The 17,092-nt window shown below is 55.2% G+C and carries 15 protein-coding genes; 6 read left to right on the top strand and 9 right to left on the bottom strand.

The features are described 5' to 3' along the window. Positions 1–10: 10 nt before the first annotated feature. From hflD to OKC43_RS03935, 5 genes are all read left to right on the top strand, one after another. Positions 11–625 carry a high frequency lysogenization protein HflD gene (gene hflD / locus OKC43_RS03915; RefSeq protein WP_005334622.1) on the top strand — a complete coding sequence of 205 codons (615 nt, stop codon included), beginning with the start codon at positions 11–13 and terminating at the stop codon, positions 623–625. A 129-nt stretch (positions 626–754) separates the two neighbouring features. Beyond that, positions 755–2,125, top strand: coding sequence for an adenylosuccinate lyase (gene purB, locus OKC43_RS03920; RefSeq protein WP_047434256.1), 1,371 nt, complete (start codon positions 755–757; stop codon positions 2,123–2,125). Positions 2,126–2,181: 56 nt separating this feature from the next. Further along, positions 2,182–2,961, top strand: coding sequence for a DUF2971 domain-containing protein (locus tag OKC43_RS03925; protein ID WP_216989187.1), 780 nt, complete (start codon positions 2,182–2,184; stop codon positions 2,959–2,961). 2 nt (positions 2,962–2,963) lie between these two features. Continuing rightward, a complete protein-coding gene (locus tag OKC43_RS03930; protein ID WP_005353621.1) occupies positions 2,964–4,094 on the top strand; it encodes a ribosomal protein uL16 3-hydroxylase in 1,131 nt (376 codons plus the stop codon). Positions 4,095–4,277: 183 nt separating this feature from the next. Then, positions 4,278–4,691, top strand: coding sequence for a hypothetical protein (locus OKC43_RS03935; protein WP_270803947.1), 414 nt, complete (start codon positions 4,278–4,280; stop codon positions 4,689–4,691). A 97-nt stretch (positions 4,692–4,788) separates the two neighbouring features. Here OKC43_RS03935 and OKC43_RS03940 read toward each other — a convergent pair whose 3' ends face one another. From OKC43_RS03940 to OKC43_RS03960, 5 genes are all read right to left on the bottom strand, one after another. Beyond that, positions 4,789–5,328 (bottom strand): GNAT family N-acetyltransferase, encoded by a 540-nt coding sequence (locus OKC43_RS03940; RefSeq protein ID WP_005344037.1) that lies wholly within the window; start codon positions 5,326–5,328, stop codon positions 4,789–4,791. A gap of 6 nt (positions 5,329–5,334) precedes the next feature. Further along, a complete protein-coding gene (locus OKC43_RS03945; RefSeq protein WP_129503559.1) occupies positions 5,335–6,975 on the bottom strand; it encodes a GNAT family N-acetyltransferase in 1,641 nt (546 codons plus the stop codon). Then, a complete protein-coding gene (locus tag OKC43_RS03950; protein ID WP_236358679.1) occupies positions 6,975–7,589 on the bottom strand; it encodes a glutathione S-transferase family protein in 615 nt (204 codons plus the stop codon). The genes OKC43_RS03945 and OKC43_RS03950 overlap by 1 nt, the downstream gene beginning before the upstream one ends. A gap of 36 nt (positions 7,590–7,625) precedes the next feature. Continuing rightward, on the bottom strand, positions 7,626–8,264 hold the full coding sequence (pdxH, locus tag OKC43_RS03955) for a pyridoxamine 5'-phosphate oxidase (RefSeq protein WP_270803948.1): 639 nt from the start codon (positions 8,262–8,264) through the stop codon (positions 7,626–7,628). Positions 8,265–8,441: 177 nt separating this feature from the next. Continuing rightward, positions 8,442–10,415, bottom strand: a complete 1,974-nt coding sequence (locus OKC43_RS03960; protein ID WP_333563047.1) for a reprolysin-like metallopeptidase — start codon at positions 10,413–10,415, stop codon at positions 8,442–8,444. A gap of 163 nt (positions 10,416–10,578) precedes the next feature. Here OKC43_RS03960 and OKC43_RS03965 point away from each other — a divergent pair, with 163 nt between their 5' ends. Then, positions 10,579–11,559, top strand: coding sequence for an IS5-like element IS5 family transposase (locus tag OKC43_RS03965; protein ID WP_270803949.1), 981 nt, complete (start codon positions 10,579–10,581; stop codon positions 11,557–11,559). A gap of 587 nt (positions 11,560–12,146) precedes the next feature. Here the strand turns inward: OKC43_RS03965 and OKC43_RS03970 are convergent. From OKC43_RS03970 to OKC43_RS03985, 4 genes are all read right to left on the bottom strand, one after another. Further along, entirely contained in the window at positions 12,147–12,485 is a 339-nt protein-coding gene (locus OKC43_RS03970) for a hypothetical protein (protein ID WP_080768659.1), read from the bottom strand. Beyond that, on the bottom strand, positions 12,464–14,428 hold the full coding sequence (locus OKC43_RS03975) for a reprolysin-like metallopeptidase (RefSeq protein ID WP_270803950.1): 1,965 nt from the start codon (positions 14,426–14,428) through the stop codon (positions 12,464–12,466). Before OKC43_RS03975 ends, OKC43_RS03970 begins: the two co-directional genes overlap by 22 nt. 253 nt (positions 14,429–14,681) lie before the next feature. Then, positions 14,682–15,011: a hypothetical protein gene (locus tag OKC43_RS03980; protein WP_005362007.1), complete on the bottom strand. Its 330-nt coding sequence runs from the start codon at positions 15,009–15,011 to the stop codon at positions 14,682–14,684. Further along, complete coding sequence (locus OKC43_RS03985; RefSeq protein WP_270803951.1) at positions 15,008–16,984, bottom strand: reprolysin-like metallopeptidase; 1,977 nt, start codon at positions 16,982–16,984, stop codon at positions 15,008–15,010. The genes OKC43_RS03980 and OKC43_RS03985 overlap by 4 nt, the downstream gene beginning before the upstream one ends. Positions 16,985–17,092: the final 108 nt, after the last annotated feature.

The raw sequence follows: 17,092 nt of genomic DNA on the forward strand, positions 1-17,092 counted from the left end.
GGCAGCAGACGTGAGCGATAAATTCCAAGACAGAACAATGGCCTTTGCCGGCATCTGCCAGGCCGCGTATCTGGTGCAGAAGGTGGCCCGAGACGGCAGCTGTGACGAGGCCGCCCTGCGCGAGAGCCTCTCCAGCATTCTGGTGACCAACCCGAGCCAGCCGCTCGAGGTGTTCAACAACACCCATCTGGCCATTCGCGACGGCTACCGCGCGCTGGTCGAGCAGCTGGGTGCCGACGGCAGCCAGAAGAATGCCGAGCTGACCCGCTACGTGGTGAGCCTGATTGCGCTGGAGCGCAAGCTGGCCAAGCGCAAGGACATTCTCAATATGCTGGGTGAGCGGATCAGCCAGATTGGCCGCCAGCAACAGCACTTCGATCTGCTCGACGAGCAGATTTTGGCCAACATGGCGAGCATCTACAGCGATCTTATCAGCCCCATCGGGCCGCGCATTCAGGTGGCAGGCACCCCGCTGTTCCTGCAGCAACCGCTGGTGCAGCACAAAGTGCGCGCCCTGCTGCTGGCTGGCATTCGTGCCTGCGTGCTGTGGCGTCAGCTCGGTGGCAGCCGCACCCAGATCATCTTCGCTCGCAAGAAGATGGTGGAACTGGCCAAACGTTACTAATCATCGGCTCGCGCGCGGGCAACCGAGGTCGACATCAGGGTGAACAGCCGCACATCCGCCCTGACGACGACTCAGCCCCACGCGCGAGTGGATACGGATCCCCCACACAAATCATCAGGAGTTCACCCCATGGAGCTGTCCGCGCTGACTGCTGTTTCCCCGATTGACGGTCGTTATGGCGACAAGGCCGATGCCCTGCGCCCTATCTTCTCCGAATTCGGCCTGCTGCGTTTTCGCGTTGAAGTCGAGGTGCGCTGGTTGCAGAAACTGGCCAGCCACGCCGGGATCCCGGAAGTCCCAGCCCTGAGCGCGGCCGCCAACGCCCTGCTCGACGGCATCGTCAGCAACTTCAACGAGAGTGACGCCGCCCGTATCAAACAGATCGAGCGCACCACCAACCATGATGTGAAAGCGGTGGAGTACTTCCTCAAAGAGAAAGTCGAAGTGAACCCGGAGCTGGCGGCGGTCAGCGAGTTCATCCACTTCGCCTGTACCTCGGAAGACATCAACAACAACTCCCACGGTCTGATGCTGAAAACCGCTCGCGAAGAGGTCATCAAGCCTTATTGCGAAAAGCTGATCAGCGAGCTCAAGCGTCTGGCTCACGAGTACCGTGACATGCCGCTGCTCTCCCGTACCCACGGCCAGCCGGCCACCCCGAGCACCATGGGCAAGGAGATGGCCAACGTCGCCTACCGTCTGGAGCGCCAGTTCAAGCAGATCATGGCGGTGGAGATCCTCGGCAAAATCAACGGTGCGGTCGGCAACTACAACGCCCACCTTAGCGCCTACCCGAATGTGGACTGGCACCAGTTCTCCGAGGAGTTTGTGACTTCCCTCGGCCTGACCTGGAACCCCTATACCACCCAGATCGAGCCGCACGACTATATCGCCGAGCTGTTCGACGCCATGGCCCGCTTCAACACCATCCTGATCGACTTCGACCGCGATGTGTGGGGCTACATCTCTCTGGGTCACTTCAAGCAGCGCACCATCGCCGGTGAAATTGGCTCCTCCACCATGCCGCACAAGGTCAACCCCATCGACTTCGAGAACTCCGAAGGCAATCTGGGTCTGGCCAACGCCGTGTTCCAGCATCTGGCGAGCAAGCTGCCTATCTCTCGCTGGCAGCGTGATCTCACCGACTCGACCGTGCTGCGCAATCTGGGTGTGGCGGTGGGTTACTCCCTGATTGCCTATCAGGCGACCCTCAAGGGCATCTCCAAGCTGGAAGCCAACGACGCCGCCATGGCCGCCGATCTGGATGCCAACTGGGAAGTGCTGGCCGAGCCGATCCAGACCGTGATGCGCCGCTACGGTATCGAGAAGCCCTACGAGAAGCTCAAAGAGCTGACCCGTGGCCGCCGCGTCGATGCCGAAGGGATGCGTACCTTTATCGACACTCTGGAGTTGCCGGAAGCGGTCAAGGTTGAGCTGAAGAAGCTGACCCCGGCCAACTATATCGGTGACGCCCAGCGTCTGGTTGATCTGCTGAAGTAAATACCAAAAGAAGAAAGGCTAAAAGCCTTTCTTCTTTTATTTTATGAGAAAGTATTATGATTCTTCACCATTATACTAGCGGTACTGGTTTACTTGGGATTATTAATTCTTCTTCCATATGGTCTACCAACATTCACTTTATGAATGATAGTCAAGAATTTATACATGGTCTTGATATGGCGAGGTCGGAAATTATTTCTCTGCGTCAATCATCTACTAGTCTCAGAGAAATTAGCACATATGATAATATAATCAGTACGATTGACAACGCTTCTCAGCTATCAGTTTATGTTGCTTGTTTTTCAGAAAAAGGGGACTCTTTAAGTCAATGGCGTGGATATTGCCCCAGTGGTTTTGGATATAACATTGGTTTTAATAAAAGCCTTCTATGTGAATGTGCATCACTGCAGGGGTTTTATTTGAAAAAATGCATTTACAATCCACAGGAAAAGAAAAAGACTATACAGAATTGGGGGGGGCGTGTTGCATCCTCAATAAAAGAAAATATCGATAATATTGATGAGCTAATAAAGCAATTATTTTTGATAGCTCCATTTTTTAAACATGAGTCTTTCATAGAAGAGAGTGAGTGGCGTTTAATCTCATTTATTAACCTTGATGATATTAGGATTAACCTTCGACCAGGAAAATCAACTCTCATACCTTACGTCCCCTTGGACTTAAAGCTTAATGAAAAAAACGAACTAATTTGGAACATTTGTATAGGTCCAACACCTAATATAGACCTAGCATTTAGAGCGTTACCAACCTTATTTAATAAGTTAAATATTGTAAACGGTATTATACATACTCAAATACCATATCGAGACTGGTGAACATGTACGAATTAAATCTGGATATCGCTCACTTCCTTGAGCACTACTGGCAGAAGCGCCCGCTCCTTATCAAGGGTGGCTTCAAGGACTTTCAGGATCCCATCAGCCCGGACGAGCTGGCCGGTCTGGCCATGGAAGAGGTGGTCGAGTCCCGCCTCGTCACCCGTTTCGACGGCAAGTGGGATGCCGCCCACGGCCCCTTCGAATCCTACGACCATCTGGGCGAAGAGAACTGGACCATTCTGGTACAGGCTTGCAACCACTGGGCTCCCGAGGTGAACGAGCTGGCGGTACCGTTCCAGTTCATTCCGGGCTGGCGCTTTGACGATGTGATGGTGAGCTTCTCCACCCCCCATGCGGGTGTCGGCCCCCACATCGACAATTACGATGTGTTTATCACCCAGGGGCTGGGCAAACGCCACTGGCGGGTTGGCGATGCCAAGCCGCTCAACGAGTTCGCCGCTCACGCCGCCCTGCTGCACTGCGAGCCGTTCGAGGCGATCATCGACGTCATCATGGAGCCGGGCGACATCCTCTACATTCCGCCCGGATTCCCCCACGAAGGCTACGCCATCGAGCCCTCCATGAACTTCTCGGTGGGTTTCCGCGCACCGGATGCCAAGGCGCTTATCTCCTCCTTTGCCGATCACCTGATCGACAACGAGGTGCGTACCGAGCGTTACGGCGACGCCGACCTCAAACCCCGTGCCCGTCACGGCGAGATCCAGCCCCACGAGCTGCACCGTCTGCGCGAGCTGATGCAGCAGGCCCTCGATGACGAGACCCTGTTCAAGGAGTGGTTCGGCACCATGATCTCCGAGGCCAAGCACGATCTCGACGTCAATCCGGTCGAGCCGGACTATAGCGCCGAGGAGGTTGCCGACCTGCTAACCCAGGGCGAGCCCGCCATCAAGGTACCAGGCCTGCGCACCGTCTGGTTTAGCGGCGAGAGCCAGCAGTGCTTCATCGATGGCGAAGCCTGGACCCTGCAGAGCGAAGACGCGGCAGCCATTTCGCTCTTGTGTGACAAGGACATCATCACTCAGGCCGATATGGTGGAGCTGGCCGATCAGGCTGGTTTCCTGCAACTGCTGACCCGTCTGGTCAACCGTGGTTACTGGTTCTTTAACTGATCCGGCGGTAACCGAAGGATAAAAAGGCGCCTTATGGCGCCTTTTTTGTCACTCAGAGGCGGTTCAATTAACAATCGATACGCGAAACTGAACCTACTCTTGATGAACCGACAAGTGGTGATTTATTGAGCTAACATGGATGGGTATCATGCGTCCGTCCCTGTTCAAAAGAGAAGCGCCACCATGCAAATCACCTCCCGGCCCATGCCGCTGCCTGATTACGGCAAATACCCCTCCTCTCCGGCTGTAACACCCGAGCAGGTCAGTCAGGCCCGTAACGAAGCACTGACCAAGAAGGATGAATTGCAGGCACAGAGCGAAGAGAAAGCAACGGCTCGCAGAACCCTGGCGGTCTCTTATACGGCTAACCAGCAAGAGAAAGCCGTGGTGGAGCGCTACCTGGAGGCCAGCGGTCAGGAGAGCGACAGCAAGTCGGGCCTGAACACAGCTGAACTCTATCAGGCGGCCAATCGCTACCAGCGCCAGCAGAATTTGAGTGACTACATGCAATTCCAGCAGAGCACGCTCGCCCAGCAGATGGGTGACATGGTGGGCGAAGATAATCGCAAGGGCACCCAGCTCGACATCATTGCCTGAGCCAATTTGCTCGAATAAGCCCGGCAGGGACTGATATAAACTGAAAAAGCCCTCGATGAGGGCTTTTTCAGTTATGGCTTGTCGCTGCGACGTCTCGCTATAAATGGGACACTTCTGCCTGCGCGTCCGGCAGCTCGTCGGGGAGTTCATCAAACAGGGGGTGATAAAGCACCTCACCCTGCACACCCGCAAAACCGCGCTCCTGCAGCTCCATCGCCATAAAGCAGTCAGCAGGCACCTCATAGATGCAGTGCAGGCCAAACTCGCTGGCCGGGCGGAAACCGAAACGGCTGTAATAGGCCGGATCCCCGAGTACTACCACCCCTTTCCAGTCCATCTCGAGCGCCGTATCAAGCCCTTCACGGATAAGATCCGAGCCAATCCCCTGGCCTTGCCAGTCGGGATGAACCGCAACCGGCGCCAGACCAAGCCAGGGCCCTTCCATGCCGTTAATGGTGATCGGGCTTAGCATCAGGTGCCCCATGAACTCGTACTCTTCCTCTTCGACCATGGTCACCACGGCAGCACCACATTCGCGCAGGCGGTTGACCAGTTCGGCCTCATCGGAACGACCGAAGGCGGCACTCAGCAGCTCATAGACCGGCAGCATGTCACCGGGGCGCTCGGTTCTCAACATCAGGTATTACTCCTCGTACAGCAGAGCGGGCATTATTCCACACAACGGCTGGTCATTCTGAGTACCTTTGTCCAAAAATGGGAGGGTGCACTCAGGAAAACGAGCAGCAAACTGCAGCTGCAAGGCGGTTAGCGTAGCCGGGGTGACCCTGTTCATCGCCTCGCGGTAGGCCAGCCAGAGGGCGGGTGCCTCCCGCGCCAACCGCTCAAAGGTCAGTTCTGGCGTTTGATGCCAACAGCCATCCAGCTCATCGACCAGCTCCGGCAGTTCCACCAGCAGCCGTAACTGCTGATAGCGTATCTGCGGCGAGTCACCGTTGCCACCTAGCGCCTGCGCCATCAATTGGTTGAACCAGTGGCGCCGTGATGCGCGCTCCTCGCGGCTGAGCAGCGCTGGCCCCTGCCGCTGCAGCGCGGCCAGTTGCAGCAGCCACGCCAGCCCCTGTTCATCCCTGTCTTTCAGCAAGACGCCGCCAAGATGGGACAACTGCTCCGGTTCGGCCTGCTCCAGCAGTTCGACGGGGTAACAGTGCAGCGCCAGCAACCTCTCAAGATGCGGTGGGCAGCGCAGAAAACAGGGCTTCTCCCCCGCGCCCCTCTCATCCACAAAGAGCGAGATGGCCAGCTTGCCGTTGGCACTCTGCCGATCCAACGTTACAGGATCCCACAGGATCACCACGGCGATCCGCTCATCAGCAAGCCAGCAGGCAATCTCCTCGGCCAAGGGATTGGGTAAAGAGTGAGCGCGATCCAGCCGCCAGTAGCTCACCTCGCATGGCTGACGACCGCTGATATGGCGCCGCCCGCGATAGTGCATCCCCAGTTTTGCCATCACCCGGCCGGAGGCTAAATTGTCTGGCATATGGCGAGCCGTCAGCGCAGGCAGTTGCAGTTGGTCAAAGGCAAACGCCTTGACCAAGCTGGCGGCCCGAGTCGCCAGACCGCGATTCTGCCAGGGCACGCCCACCCACCAGGCGAGCTCGCCATTCCAGTGCAGGGAGATCACCCCAAGCAACGCCGCACCTTGCTCCTCTGGCAAGGTGATGACCCAGCTCCAGCCAAGGCCAAGCGCCGCCTTGCGCCAGCTGAGCGCCAGCCAGTCGCGGGCCCCCTCCGGCGGATAGGGGTGAGGAATATTGAGGGTGTAGCGCGCCAGCGCCTCGTCGCTGCAGTAGCGCACTATCTCGCGCTCATCGTCGGCCTGCAGTGGTCGCAGCACGACGCCTGATAGCGAATGCCCCTCAGCCAGGGTCGGCACCGTCACGCGGCGCACCAGCAGGCGATTGAGCACGGCGCCCAAATCGGCCTCGGGGGTGAGCGGCAGATCGGCCCCCACAGGGCCAAGGGTGAGCAGTCCCTGCTCCTTGGCGAGGGTCAATAGCGAGGTAGAGGCACTGATCAGAACCTGGCGGCTGGGATCAACATGAAAATCCGCCAGCAGATCCCCATCGAGCCAGGCAGCCAGCAGGGCCCCCGGGCAGAGCACCCCGTCAGGAGGACTGCTCGCCCAGGGTGCATCGGTTTGATCGAGGGCGGCGGCCGCCTCTTTGCCCAGTAGCAGCTGCCAGCGATGACCCTGCAACTGCCAGACCTGCAACAGCGCAGTCCACTGCGGTTGCCACAGACTGGCCTCGATCAGCAGTTCCATCAGCTGGCCTGACAGGCCGCTGGCAGCGTCAGATGGCGGGGATGGGCTTCGATACGGGCGATCCAGCTACGGATAGCGGGCCACCCCTGCAGGGAGAAGATCCCCTCCTCTGCCACGTGGGTGTAGGCATAAAGGGCGATATCGGCGATGGTCAGCGCATCACCGCACAGGTAGGGGCTCTGTTTCAGCTGCTGCTCCATTACTGCCAGCGCCTTCTCGCCACCGACTTTCAGCCCGTCGAGCCGCGCCTCCTGGGACTCGGGGCGGCCGAGATAGTGAACGATAAAGCGGGCCACCGCGATGTAGGGCTCATGGCTGTACTGCTCGAAGAACATCCACTTGAGCACCTCGGCCTGCTGGCGCGGATCGGTTGGCCACAAAGACGAGCACTGCGCCAGATAGAAGAGGATGGCATTTGATTCCGCCAGTGTATCGCCCTGGCCAATCTCCAGCACCGGGATCTTGCCGTTGGGGTTCATGGCCAAAAATGCGGGGGTACGGGTATCCCCCGCCTGAATATCGACCTCTACCCACTCAAGGGGCAGCTCCAGCCAGCGAGCCAGCAGCCACACCTTGTAACAGTTGCCGGAACGCAGATCACCATACAGACGCATACACACTCCTTGTGAAAACAGAATTGAACAGCGCGATCAGGGAGCCAGGCGCTCAATGTGCCAGCCATCCCCTTCGCGGGTGTAGTAGAAGCGGTCGTGCAGCCGGTGCTCGCCCCCCTGCCAGAACTCCACCGTCTCGATCACCACCCGGAATCCGCCCCAGAAGCTCGGCAGCGGCACTTCGCCATTGGCAAACTTCTGCTTGAGCTCGAGGAACTTGGCCTCCAGCACGCCGCGGGCCGAGATGCGGGTCGACTGTTTGGAGACCCAGGCAGCGATCTGGCTATCCTTGGGACGGCTGTGGAAATACTTCATCACCTCGAAGGTGCTCATCTTCTCCACCCGACCGGTCACATGCACCTGTCTGTCCAGCGTGTGCCAGGGGAAGAGCAGGCTGATACGAGGATTGCCTTCAAGCTGCTGCGCCTTGCGGCTGCCCATGTTGGTGTAAAAGACCATCCCCAGGGCATCGTAGTGCTTGAGCAGCACAGTGCGCTGCCAGGGCTGACCATCGGCATCCACCGTCGCTACCACCATGGCGGTGGGATCGGTCAGTTTGGCCTCACAAGCCTGCGCCAACCACTTCTCGAACAGCGCCAGCGGCTCGGCCGGCAGATCGGCCCGGTGCAGCCCGCCACGGGTATACTCACGGCGCAGATCAGCAACATCCATCATCTTGATTTTCCTTCAAATAAATAATGGTTCCACGACCATCAAGAGAGTGACGCAGGCATTGTGCGCTCGATAAAGCGACCTTGTAAACCATACAAAAAAAGCGAAGAGGCTCACGCCTCTTCGCTTGGTTTATCAATTTACCAAAGATGGGTAATCTCACCCTTGGGTTATCTTGGTTTAGTAGCTCATGATCTCACGACGACGCAGTAGCGCAGCGATACCAAGGCCCAGCAGCGCGAACAGACCGGTCGAACCGCCGCCACCGCCGCCGCCATTGCTTTCAGGCTGGGGAGCCGGTGTATCGCTGCTCTTGGTCGCCAGTTTTGGCGTAATGGCATAGAAGATATTGTCGCTACAGGCCAGCTTGAGGCGAACAGCGCTGCCAGCATTGGCCGGAATGGTTACCTCATGAGCGCCATTGTTGCTCACGCCATTGACCAGCGGCTGCCAGCTCTTGCCTTCATCGTTGCTATAACTGATATCGACCCGCTGGCAGTTGATACGGCCACCATCGGTTCCAGCTACTTGCCAATTCACTGTGGTCGGGCTGCCAACCAGAATACGCTGGTCAGGGGCTGGCAATATCTTGAAGGTTTGTGAACCTGTATCAACCACTTCGACCGAGGTCTCATCATAGGCACCACCGCCTTTTCCATCACGGACCACCAAACGGAAATTCAGAGTACGCGGTACATTGACCCATGGATCGCCCTTCTCTTCATCTTTTATTAGCTCAGGCTGTTGCAACATAAATCGTTCATATCCCCTTAGCTGAGTAGCCAAAGAAGGAAAGTGACGTTCAGGAGACGTTGCAGGCGCTACAAAACGATATAAGGGTCCATCGTTCAATTTCCCATAGTAAATATCAGATGCACTCTCTGTCGCTCGACCAAGATCAACCTGTTCCCAGGTAAAAGTCATTCCATCTTCACCAGAACCAATCCCTGTGAGTGAAAATGCAGTTCTAACAGGAATAACTTTTGATTGCGATGCTGGTGAGATATTCACATCAATATCTTGCTTGATCATAGGCTCAACAACGCCACAATTATCTGGCCGGCTGACTAGCACAGCAAGCATCTGCTCAATGGACTTGCTATGAAAATAACCCGTCGTTTTAGATTGCAGATTTTGTGACCCCATGCCAACTCTGCCCGGATAACCCATGATGGTCGCACCGCTACCAACCTCCCAAGCGGAATTAGCTACACGTCCGCCTTGGTCGACATTAAAGATATGCTCTGCACCGAGCTGATGACCCACTTCATGGGCAAAGGTATCGACAAACATCGCATCGATCTCTGCGATTCCCGCTCCCGAGCTGCCATTACCGGCTCCACTCATTGCATTAGATCGCAAGTTTCGACCAGGGGACTTATTCCCGAAATAATCCAGATTTGGAGCTGCGCACAGCGTCCCCCATGCCAAGCCAGAATAATTGGTCGTCATCAGCACGTGGCCAATATCAAACTCACCTAACTTTTTCGCAGGATCGGCTTCTCTTTGAGCCAACAGTTGAACAAGCTCATTGCGATGTGCATCATCACGGTCTATTGTAGGCGTGGTAAATGTGCGGTCTTTATTAGTTCCATTAAAAAAAAGATCTGTGTCCGGATCGTCAAAAATAATATTATCATTACCATCAGCCAAGATAAATTTTATACCGAGATCACGCTCATATATCTCATTGACTCGAGCCAGCAATGTTACAATAGATGACAACGCACCTATTTTATCATGAAATGAGGTGGTATACTCTCCAGTGGTAGATATCGCGATCCGATATGTTTTTATTCCAGGAAAGTTATATTTTTGTGCTGCTTGCTTAGTTGCACTATCTAACAATGAGCGCTTTTTTTCACTTTCATGCTCACTTGTATTATTCTGCATCAGCTCTTCATGATACCCATTTTTTCGCGGCTTTACATTTTTTTTGTAATAAACGGAATAAAGACCGCTACGTTGAACATCAATAAACACCTGCTCCCCTTGGTGCATAAACATGCCATTAAAACCACGTGGGGAAATATCAAAACTGCCGGTATTATTTTCATTGCCCACTTCATGGCCTTTAAAGGTCATGATATCCGGATACTTGGCGGCCAATGCAGGTGGCAACACCGACGAGGGCTGCACTTCAAATTGCACCATTCCACCATTTGGTAATGGCAAAGTAATCAGCGTATCGCCAGCACGCAGATTTTGAATAAACTCTTCATCGACCTTAAAGCTGGTATAGGCACTAGGGAAGGTGCGAACAAGTCCCTGATATGAGATCATGTTTGTCATCTGGAGCCATGAAAAAGGGTTCATCATGAGTCATCAGCTCACCTTCGCCGACAGTGAATTCAGCAGTAAGCGCCGTCAGACCAGAAAAGAGATTTTCTTGTCCCGCATGGAGCAGATTCTGCCATGGCAAAACATGGTGGAAGTCATCGAGCCGTTTTATCCCAAGGCTGGTAATGGCCGGCGACCTTATCCGCTGGAAACCATGCTACGCATTCACTGCATGCAGCATTGGTACAACCTGAGCGATGGCGCGATGGAAGATGCTCTGTACGAAATCGCCTCCATGCGTCTGTTTGCCCGGTTATCCCTGGATAGCGCCTTGCCGGACCGCACCACCATCATGAATTTCCGCCACCTGCTGGAGCAGCATCAACTGGCCCGCCAATTGTTCAAGACCATCAATCGCTGGCTGGCCGAAGCAGGCGTCATGATGACTCAAGGCACCTTGGTCGATGCCACCATCATTGAGGCTCCCAGCTCGACCAAGAACAAAGAGCAGCAACGCGATCCGGAGATGCATCAGACCAAGAAAGGCAATCAGTGGCACTTTGGCATGAAGGCCCACATTGGTGTCGATGCCAAGAGTGGCTTGACCCACAGCCTAGTCACCACCGCGGCCAACGAGCATGACCTCAATCAGCTGGGTAATCTGCTGCATGGAGAGGAGCAATTTGTCTCAGCCGATGCCGGCTACCAAGGGGCGCCACAGCGCGAGGAGCTGGCCGAGGTGGATGTGGACTGGCTGATCGCCGAGCGCCCCGGCAAGGTAAGAACCTTGAAACAGCATCCACGCAAGAACAAAACGGCCATCAACATCGAATACATGAAAGCCAGCATCCGGGCCAAGGTGGAGCACCCGTTTCGCATCATCAAGCGCCAGTTCGGCTTCGTGAAAGCCAGATACAAGGGGTTACTGAAAAACGATAACCAACTGGCGATGTTATTCACCCTGGCCAACCTGTTTCGGGTGGACCAGATTATACGTCAGTGGGAGAGATCTCACTAAAAACTGGGAATAAGGCCTGAAACGGCGAAGAAACGGCGAAAAAACAGTCTAAATAGGCTGATTCAAGGCATTTACGGGAGAAAAAATCGGCTCAAACAGGAAAAAATGAAATGACTGAGTCAGCCGAGAAGAATTTCCCGGCCTATTCGCACCTTCCCTAGTTGTGACTGTATCAGCCGCCTGCCTATTGTGTGCTTCGACCATATGCCATGGGGATGCCAGCGCGATATTGGCTGACATTGCGATGACAACTGAGATTGCATTTATTGTGAACTTCATCATTATTAATCACCTGACTGAACAGCCGGCGAGAATAACGTGACACAAATCACAATTCAACTTTTTCAATAAAAATTAAATGAATTTTATTTCATTTAAAATCATGCAGTTAGTGAGTTATAGTTTATAAATAGCTCATTTTGTTAGCATTTTCAGCAGTTCTTTTTAATAGAGTTAAAGCTCCAAAAAAATTATATGGAGGCTCATATGTGAGTCATCGAATCATTCCCATGAGGCTATCACTATGTTTGGAATATTAGAGTTATAACTCCAATCATGCCGATTTACACGCCGTTGTTGAACAGCCACTACGGCCTTGAAATCGCCTCCGGCATGCACCTTTCCAGCATCTGTCGGTTATATCGGGTGGCATAGTCAATCCGTTGCTCAAACTCAGACTCCTTGCCCATCTCAATTACATCACCGAACCCTTTCAGATAACGGACTCCGCACCGGGTTCTCGCTTCTGCTTGCAGTGACTCCACAACCCCCGGGGCCATACCACCGCGTCCGCCGCGCACGATGAGCCGATAATCCTGAGCAGCAAGACTTTCATCTATTGCCTCGGTCAGTGATGCGGCCACAACAGGCGCTGCGCAGATATATAGAAACAGCAAACTGACGGCTAACCGTAATACCTGCGCCATCCGGCTGCCCCTCCCATCAGGAGGATCACGATAAGATTCACTGCACCACCACCACCGCCGCCACCCACATTGTTGTCGGTAATGACAGTTGCACTTTCCGTAGCGGCAGACGCATTACCTCTTATCCCATTGATAGAGAAAAAAATATTATTGCTGCATGCCAGCTTCAGCCTGGCCGTGCTGGTCAACGGTGCAGGCAACACCACACTGGCCGACCCGTTATTGGCAAGCCCGCTTGCCAGCGCAGTCCAAGTAGAACCGCCATTCTGTGTCAGTGCCAAATCCACACTGGGACAATTGATAGGAGGCTGATCGGTCCCGGCAACATTCCATGTCACTAGCTGAGTGCTACCCGCCACCATGGCGCCGATCTGCGGAGCTGTGATGGCAAATGCCGCGCCGGTATTGATCACCTGAACCACCATTTCATCACTGCTCACCGCCCCCTGACCATCACGTACGGTAAGGCGGAACTGGAGATTGCGATTGGTCGCAGGCCACGCCTCTCCTTTGGCCAAGACACCCGATATCAGAGAGCTCATGGCGGGCAATGTTCTGCGGGGATCCGATGTCGGTGAAGCAAAGCGAAACAGCGGGCGGGTTCCATCATCCACCATGGTTGCCACGCTGTAGGATGCATTGCCAAGATCAACCTGCTCCCAGGTGTAACTGAGGGGATGACCATCCAGATCCAGCGCACTACCGACAAGAGTGAAAGGCGTATTGGCGGGGATCACCCTATCGCCCCCCGCATCCACAACCGGCGCGTTATTGGCAAGCGCTAGGTCGGTGCCACAGGAGGGCAGAGAGGCCATCAGAGCCCGCATCTGCTCGATCGACTTGCTGTGAAAGAAAGGAGTGCTGTTAACCTGCAGATTCTCCTCACCACAGATCCCGGCATAAGCCATGATGGTCGAGCCACTGCCCGGTTCCCAGGCTGAGCTAGCCTTGCGACCCGTGGCACAACTGTCGGCCATGCCATTGAAGGAGTGCTCGGCCCCCAGCTGGTGCCCCAATTCGTGAGCCACATAATCAATAAAAAATGCATCACCGATAGGCTGTGAGCCTCCGGTCATGCCCCGTGAACGGCTGAAAGGGTTGCATAAAGATCTCAGGGTCGCCACCCCGCCGCCTGATGTCGCCAGCAGATGGCCCAGATCAAAAGAAGGATTGAGCAACACCCCCTGTTGGGTCTGGTTGATGGCGATATCCTGGGTCGAGTTGGTGAAAGGATCCGTCGCCGGATCAGTGAAAATCACCTTGTCTGTATCGGCTGCAAGCTGAAACTCGGCCCCCACATCACGGCGATAGACTTCATTGACCCGATTAAGCAGTGTTGCAATGGCCGAGAGTGCTGCAACCTTGGTACCACCGTGATACTGGGTATATTCCCCGGTTGCCGAGATGGCGATGGTGTAGCGCTTGCGCAAATTGCCATCGACCAGCACAGCTCGCTCACGCTCGATACCATGAGGATCAATCACCTGATCCACATCCTGTCGCCGCCAGGCATCTTGCTGTTCATAAACAGCATAAGAGAAACCGTCCTGAAGCGGATCGACATAAAAGGTACGCCCCTGATGGGTAAACATACCGTGAAAACCATGTATGGTGACATCGAATCGGCCTGTATCCGCCGCCCGATCGATAGCCTTCCCACTGTAAGTATTGATAGAAGGGTAGCGCTGGGCCAAAGGCTCCGGGAGCAAGGCATTGGGATGAACATCAAACTGCACCGTAGTGCCATCCGGCAATGGCAAGGTCAATACACTGGCGAGATGCCCGGGTTCAAAAGGCTTGTCAGGAACCACCACTCTGACCTTTTCAGCTCGCACATCATAGATCCCTCCCCTTTCCAAGTTTTCATCCATGAAGGTCCACTGTGGTTCTGCTGCAACCTGAACAGACAAACTGGTGATAATCACCGCAATGCCATGCTTCATAGAGCCTCCTTGCCCTACCTTGGTGACAACAAGTATGGTGCAGCGTCAATTGACGATCTGCGTGACAGACAGAAAAGAAAATTCGCACAAAACTTCTGTCACGCTGAAAAATCGTGCTACACCCGCGCTCCCCATCTCAGGCAATACAGACTGGCCCCATTCAACAACGGAAAAAAGTGAAGGCGCCATTGGCGCCTTCACGGATAGATAGGGGGATGAGTATCCCCTCCATTTGGATTGGTTCGTTGGTGTATTACTGCTTGCCAGCGCCCGATGCTATTGGGCAATGAATCACCATACGCTGGTTATACTCGCTGGCGTAAGCACTCAACTTGGCATGTATCTCTTGCTGACCGGGCCTTATCACATCGCCCAATCCATCCAGATAACGCTTGCCACAGCGCGCCTTGGCCTCTGCCTGCTGCTCGGCTGCAATACCGGGGGCGAACTCTCCCCGCCCGGCTATCACTATCAGGCGGTAATCCTGCCTGGCGAGGTTTGCACTCAGCTCCTGTTCCAGCGTGCTGGCATCGGCCTGACAGCCGCCGAGCATGGCAAGCAGTAACAGAGGGACTCCCTTCATGTACGCCTCCGTTGCCAGCCGAGCAGCGCCAGAGCCAGCGTCCACAATCCGAGCGCGCCGCCACCACCGCCGCCACCTGAAGTCGAGCCACCTTGCACCAGAGGCAATTTGAGGGGACTGATGGCAAAGAAGATATTGTCGCTGCATGCCACTTTCAGCCTGACGCTGCTGGTGAGATCGGCAGGCAACGTTACCGTTGCTGCGCCGTTATTGGGTTGTCCGGCGGCAAGCATTGTCCAGCTTGCGCCCTCATCCTGAGTCACCGAGATGTCCACCTTGCTGCAACTGATCGGCGCCACAGTTGTGCCCGCCACATCCCATGCTACGGCCTGACTGGCCCCCGGAGTGAGAGTCACCCCGTAAAACGGGTTGGTGATGCGAAATGCCGCGCCGGTATTGATCACTTGCACTTTCATGTCATCACTGGCAACGCCACCCTGACCATCACGCACCGTCAGTCTGAAATTGAGATCCCGGTTGGTAGTCGGCCAGGCCTCTCCTTTGGCAAGCGTGCCGGAGAGCAGGGATGGCAAACTCGGCAGGATCCGCTCCGGCGATGCCGTGGGAGAGACAAAACGAAACAGCGGCCGGGAGCCATCGTCAATCATGGTGGCGGCACTGCTCGATTCAGTACCCAGATCGATCTGCTCCCAGTTGTAGAGCAGAGAATCATTATCCAGATCTCCACCAGCCCCTTTTAACATAAAGGCCGTATTGGCAGGGATCACATAGTCCCCCCCTGCAGCTGCCTGCGGGGCATTATTGCTCAACGCGAGTGTGGTTCCACAAGTCGATACGGTCGCCATGTGTGCACGCATCTGCTCGATGGACTTGCTATGAAAATAGGGGTCGCTGTGAGTCTGGATATTCTCATCACCACAAATACCGGCATAGGCCATGATGGAGCTGCCACTACCAGGCTCATAGGCTTGACTCGCAACCCGGGTACCAGCACCGCAACTCCCGGTAGTGCCGTTGAAGGTATGATCAGCACCAAACTGGTGGCCAATTTCATGAGCCACATAGTCAACGAAGAAGGCATCTCCAACCGGTGTGGGTGAACCCGACATCCCACCAGACTTCTGATTGGTGCAGAGCACTGCCAATCCGGCCAGACCGCCGCCATTGGTATTCAGGACATGGCCGATATCAAAATTACCGAGCTGCATATTGGTAAAGTAATAAGCCTGTACCCCGATATTGGTCTGCGCATCCGAATTATCATTGGCAAACAAGTCGCTGGCCGGATCGGTAAAGATCAGGTTGTCATTGCCACTGGCCAGCACGAATTCGGCGCCCACATCCCGTTGATAGACCTGATTGACGCGGTTGAGCAAGGTCGCAATCGCCGCCATGGTAAGCGCTTTGGAGCCACCGTGGTATTGGGTAAATTCTCCTGTCGCCGAAATGGCAATGACGTAGCGCTTGCGAACATTGCCATCCACTTGCACCTTGCGCACCAGTTTGCTGAGCTTGGGCCCTATCACCTCATCTGCAGCCTCTTCCAATCGACTATGGGCATCCTGCTGGTAATAGATGGCGTAGCCTTCGGCATTGCGCAGCGGATCGACAAACACCATCCTGCCCTGATGGCTGAACATGGCGTGGAAACCTTGCGGCCCCAGATCGAAGCGCCCCGTCTCTATCGGATGCACCGGGTTGTACCCCTTGAAGGTGCGGATCTGCGGATACTTGGCGGCAAGATCTGCTGGCAGCAAGTCGTAGGCTTCCAGAGCAAAGGTGACCTCCCCCCCATCGGGCAGCGGCAGGGTCAGCTCACTCGCCCCGGCTTGCAGCCCGGCAAAATAGTCGAGCGGCACCTTGGCCACCCGAAACTGATTGGCCCGCACCTCATAACCTTGCTCCGCAGTCGCTCTGGCGGCTACCGTGCGCCACTCGCTGGCCATCAGGCTGGTTGACCCCAACAAACTGGCCACCACCAGGGCCAACGAACACTTACTGGTCACATGCATCTTTGTCATCCTTGTAGTCATGCACTTTTTTGAACCATTACCGGCATCATTATCCCGCCGAATCAAGAAGCCCGGCGCCACTGTTTCAGCCACTCACCCATGGGGAGT

It is taken from the genome of Aeromonas sp. Y289-2 (assembly GCF_027705925.1).
Classification (GTDB): Bacteria; Pseudomonadota; Gammaproteobacteria; order Enterobacterales; family Aeromonadaceae; genus Aeromonas; species Aeromonas veronii.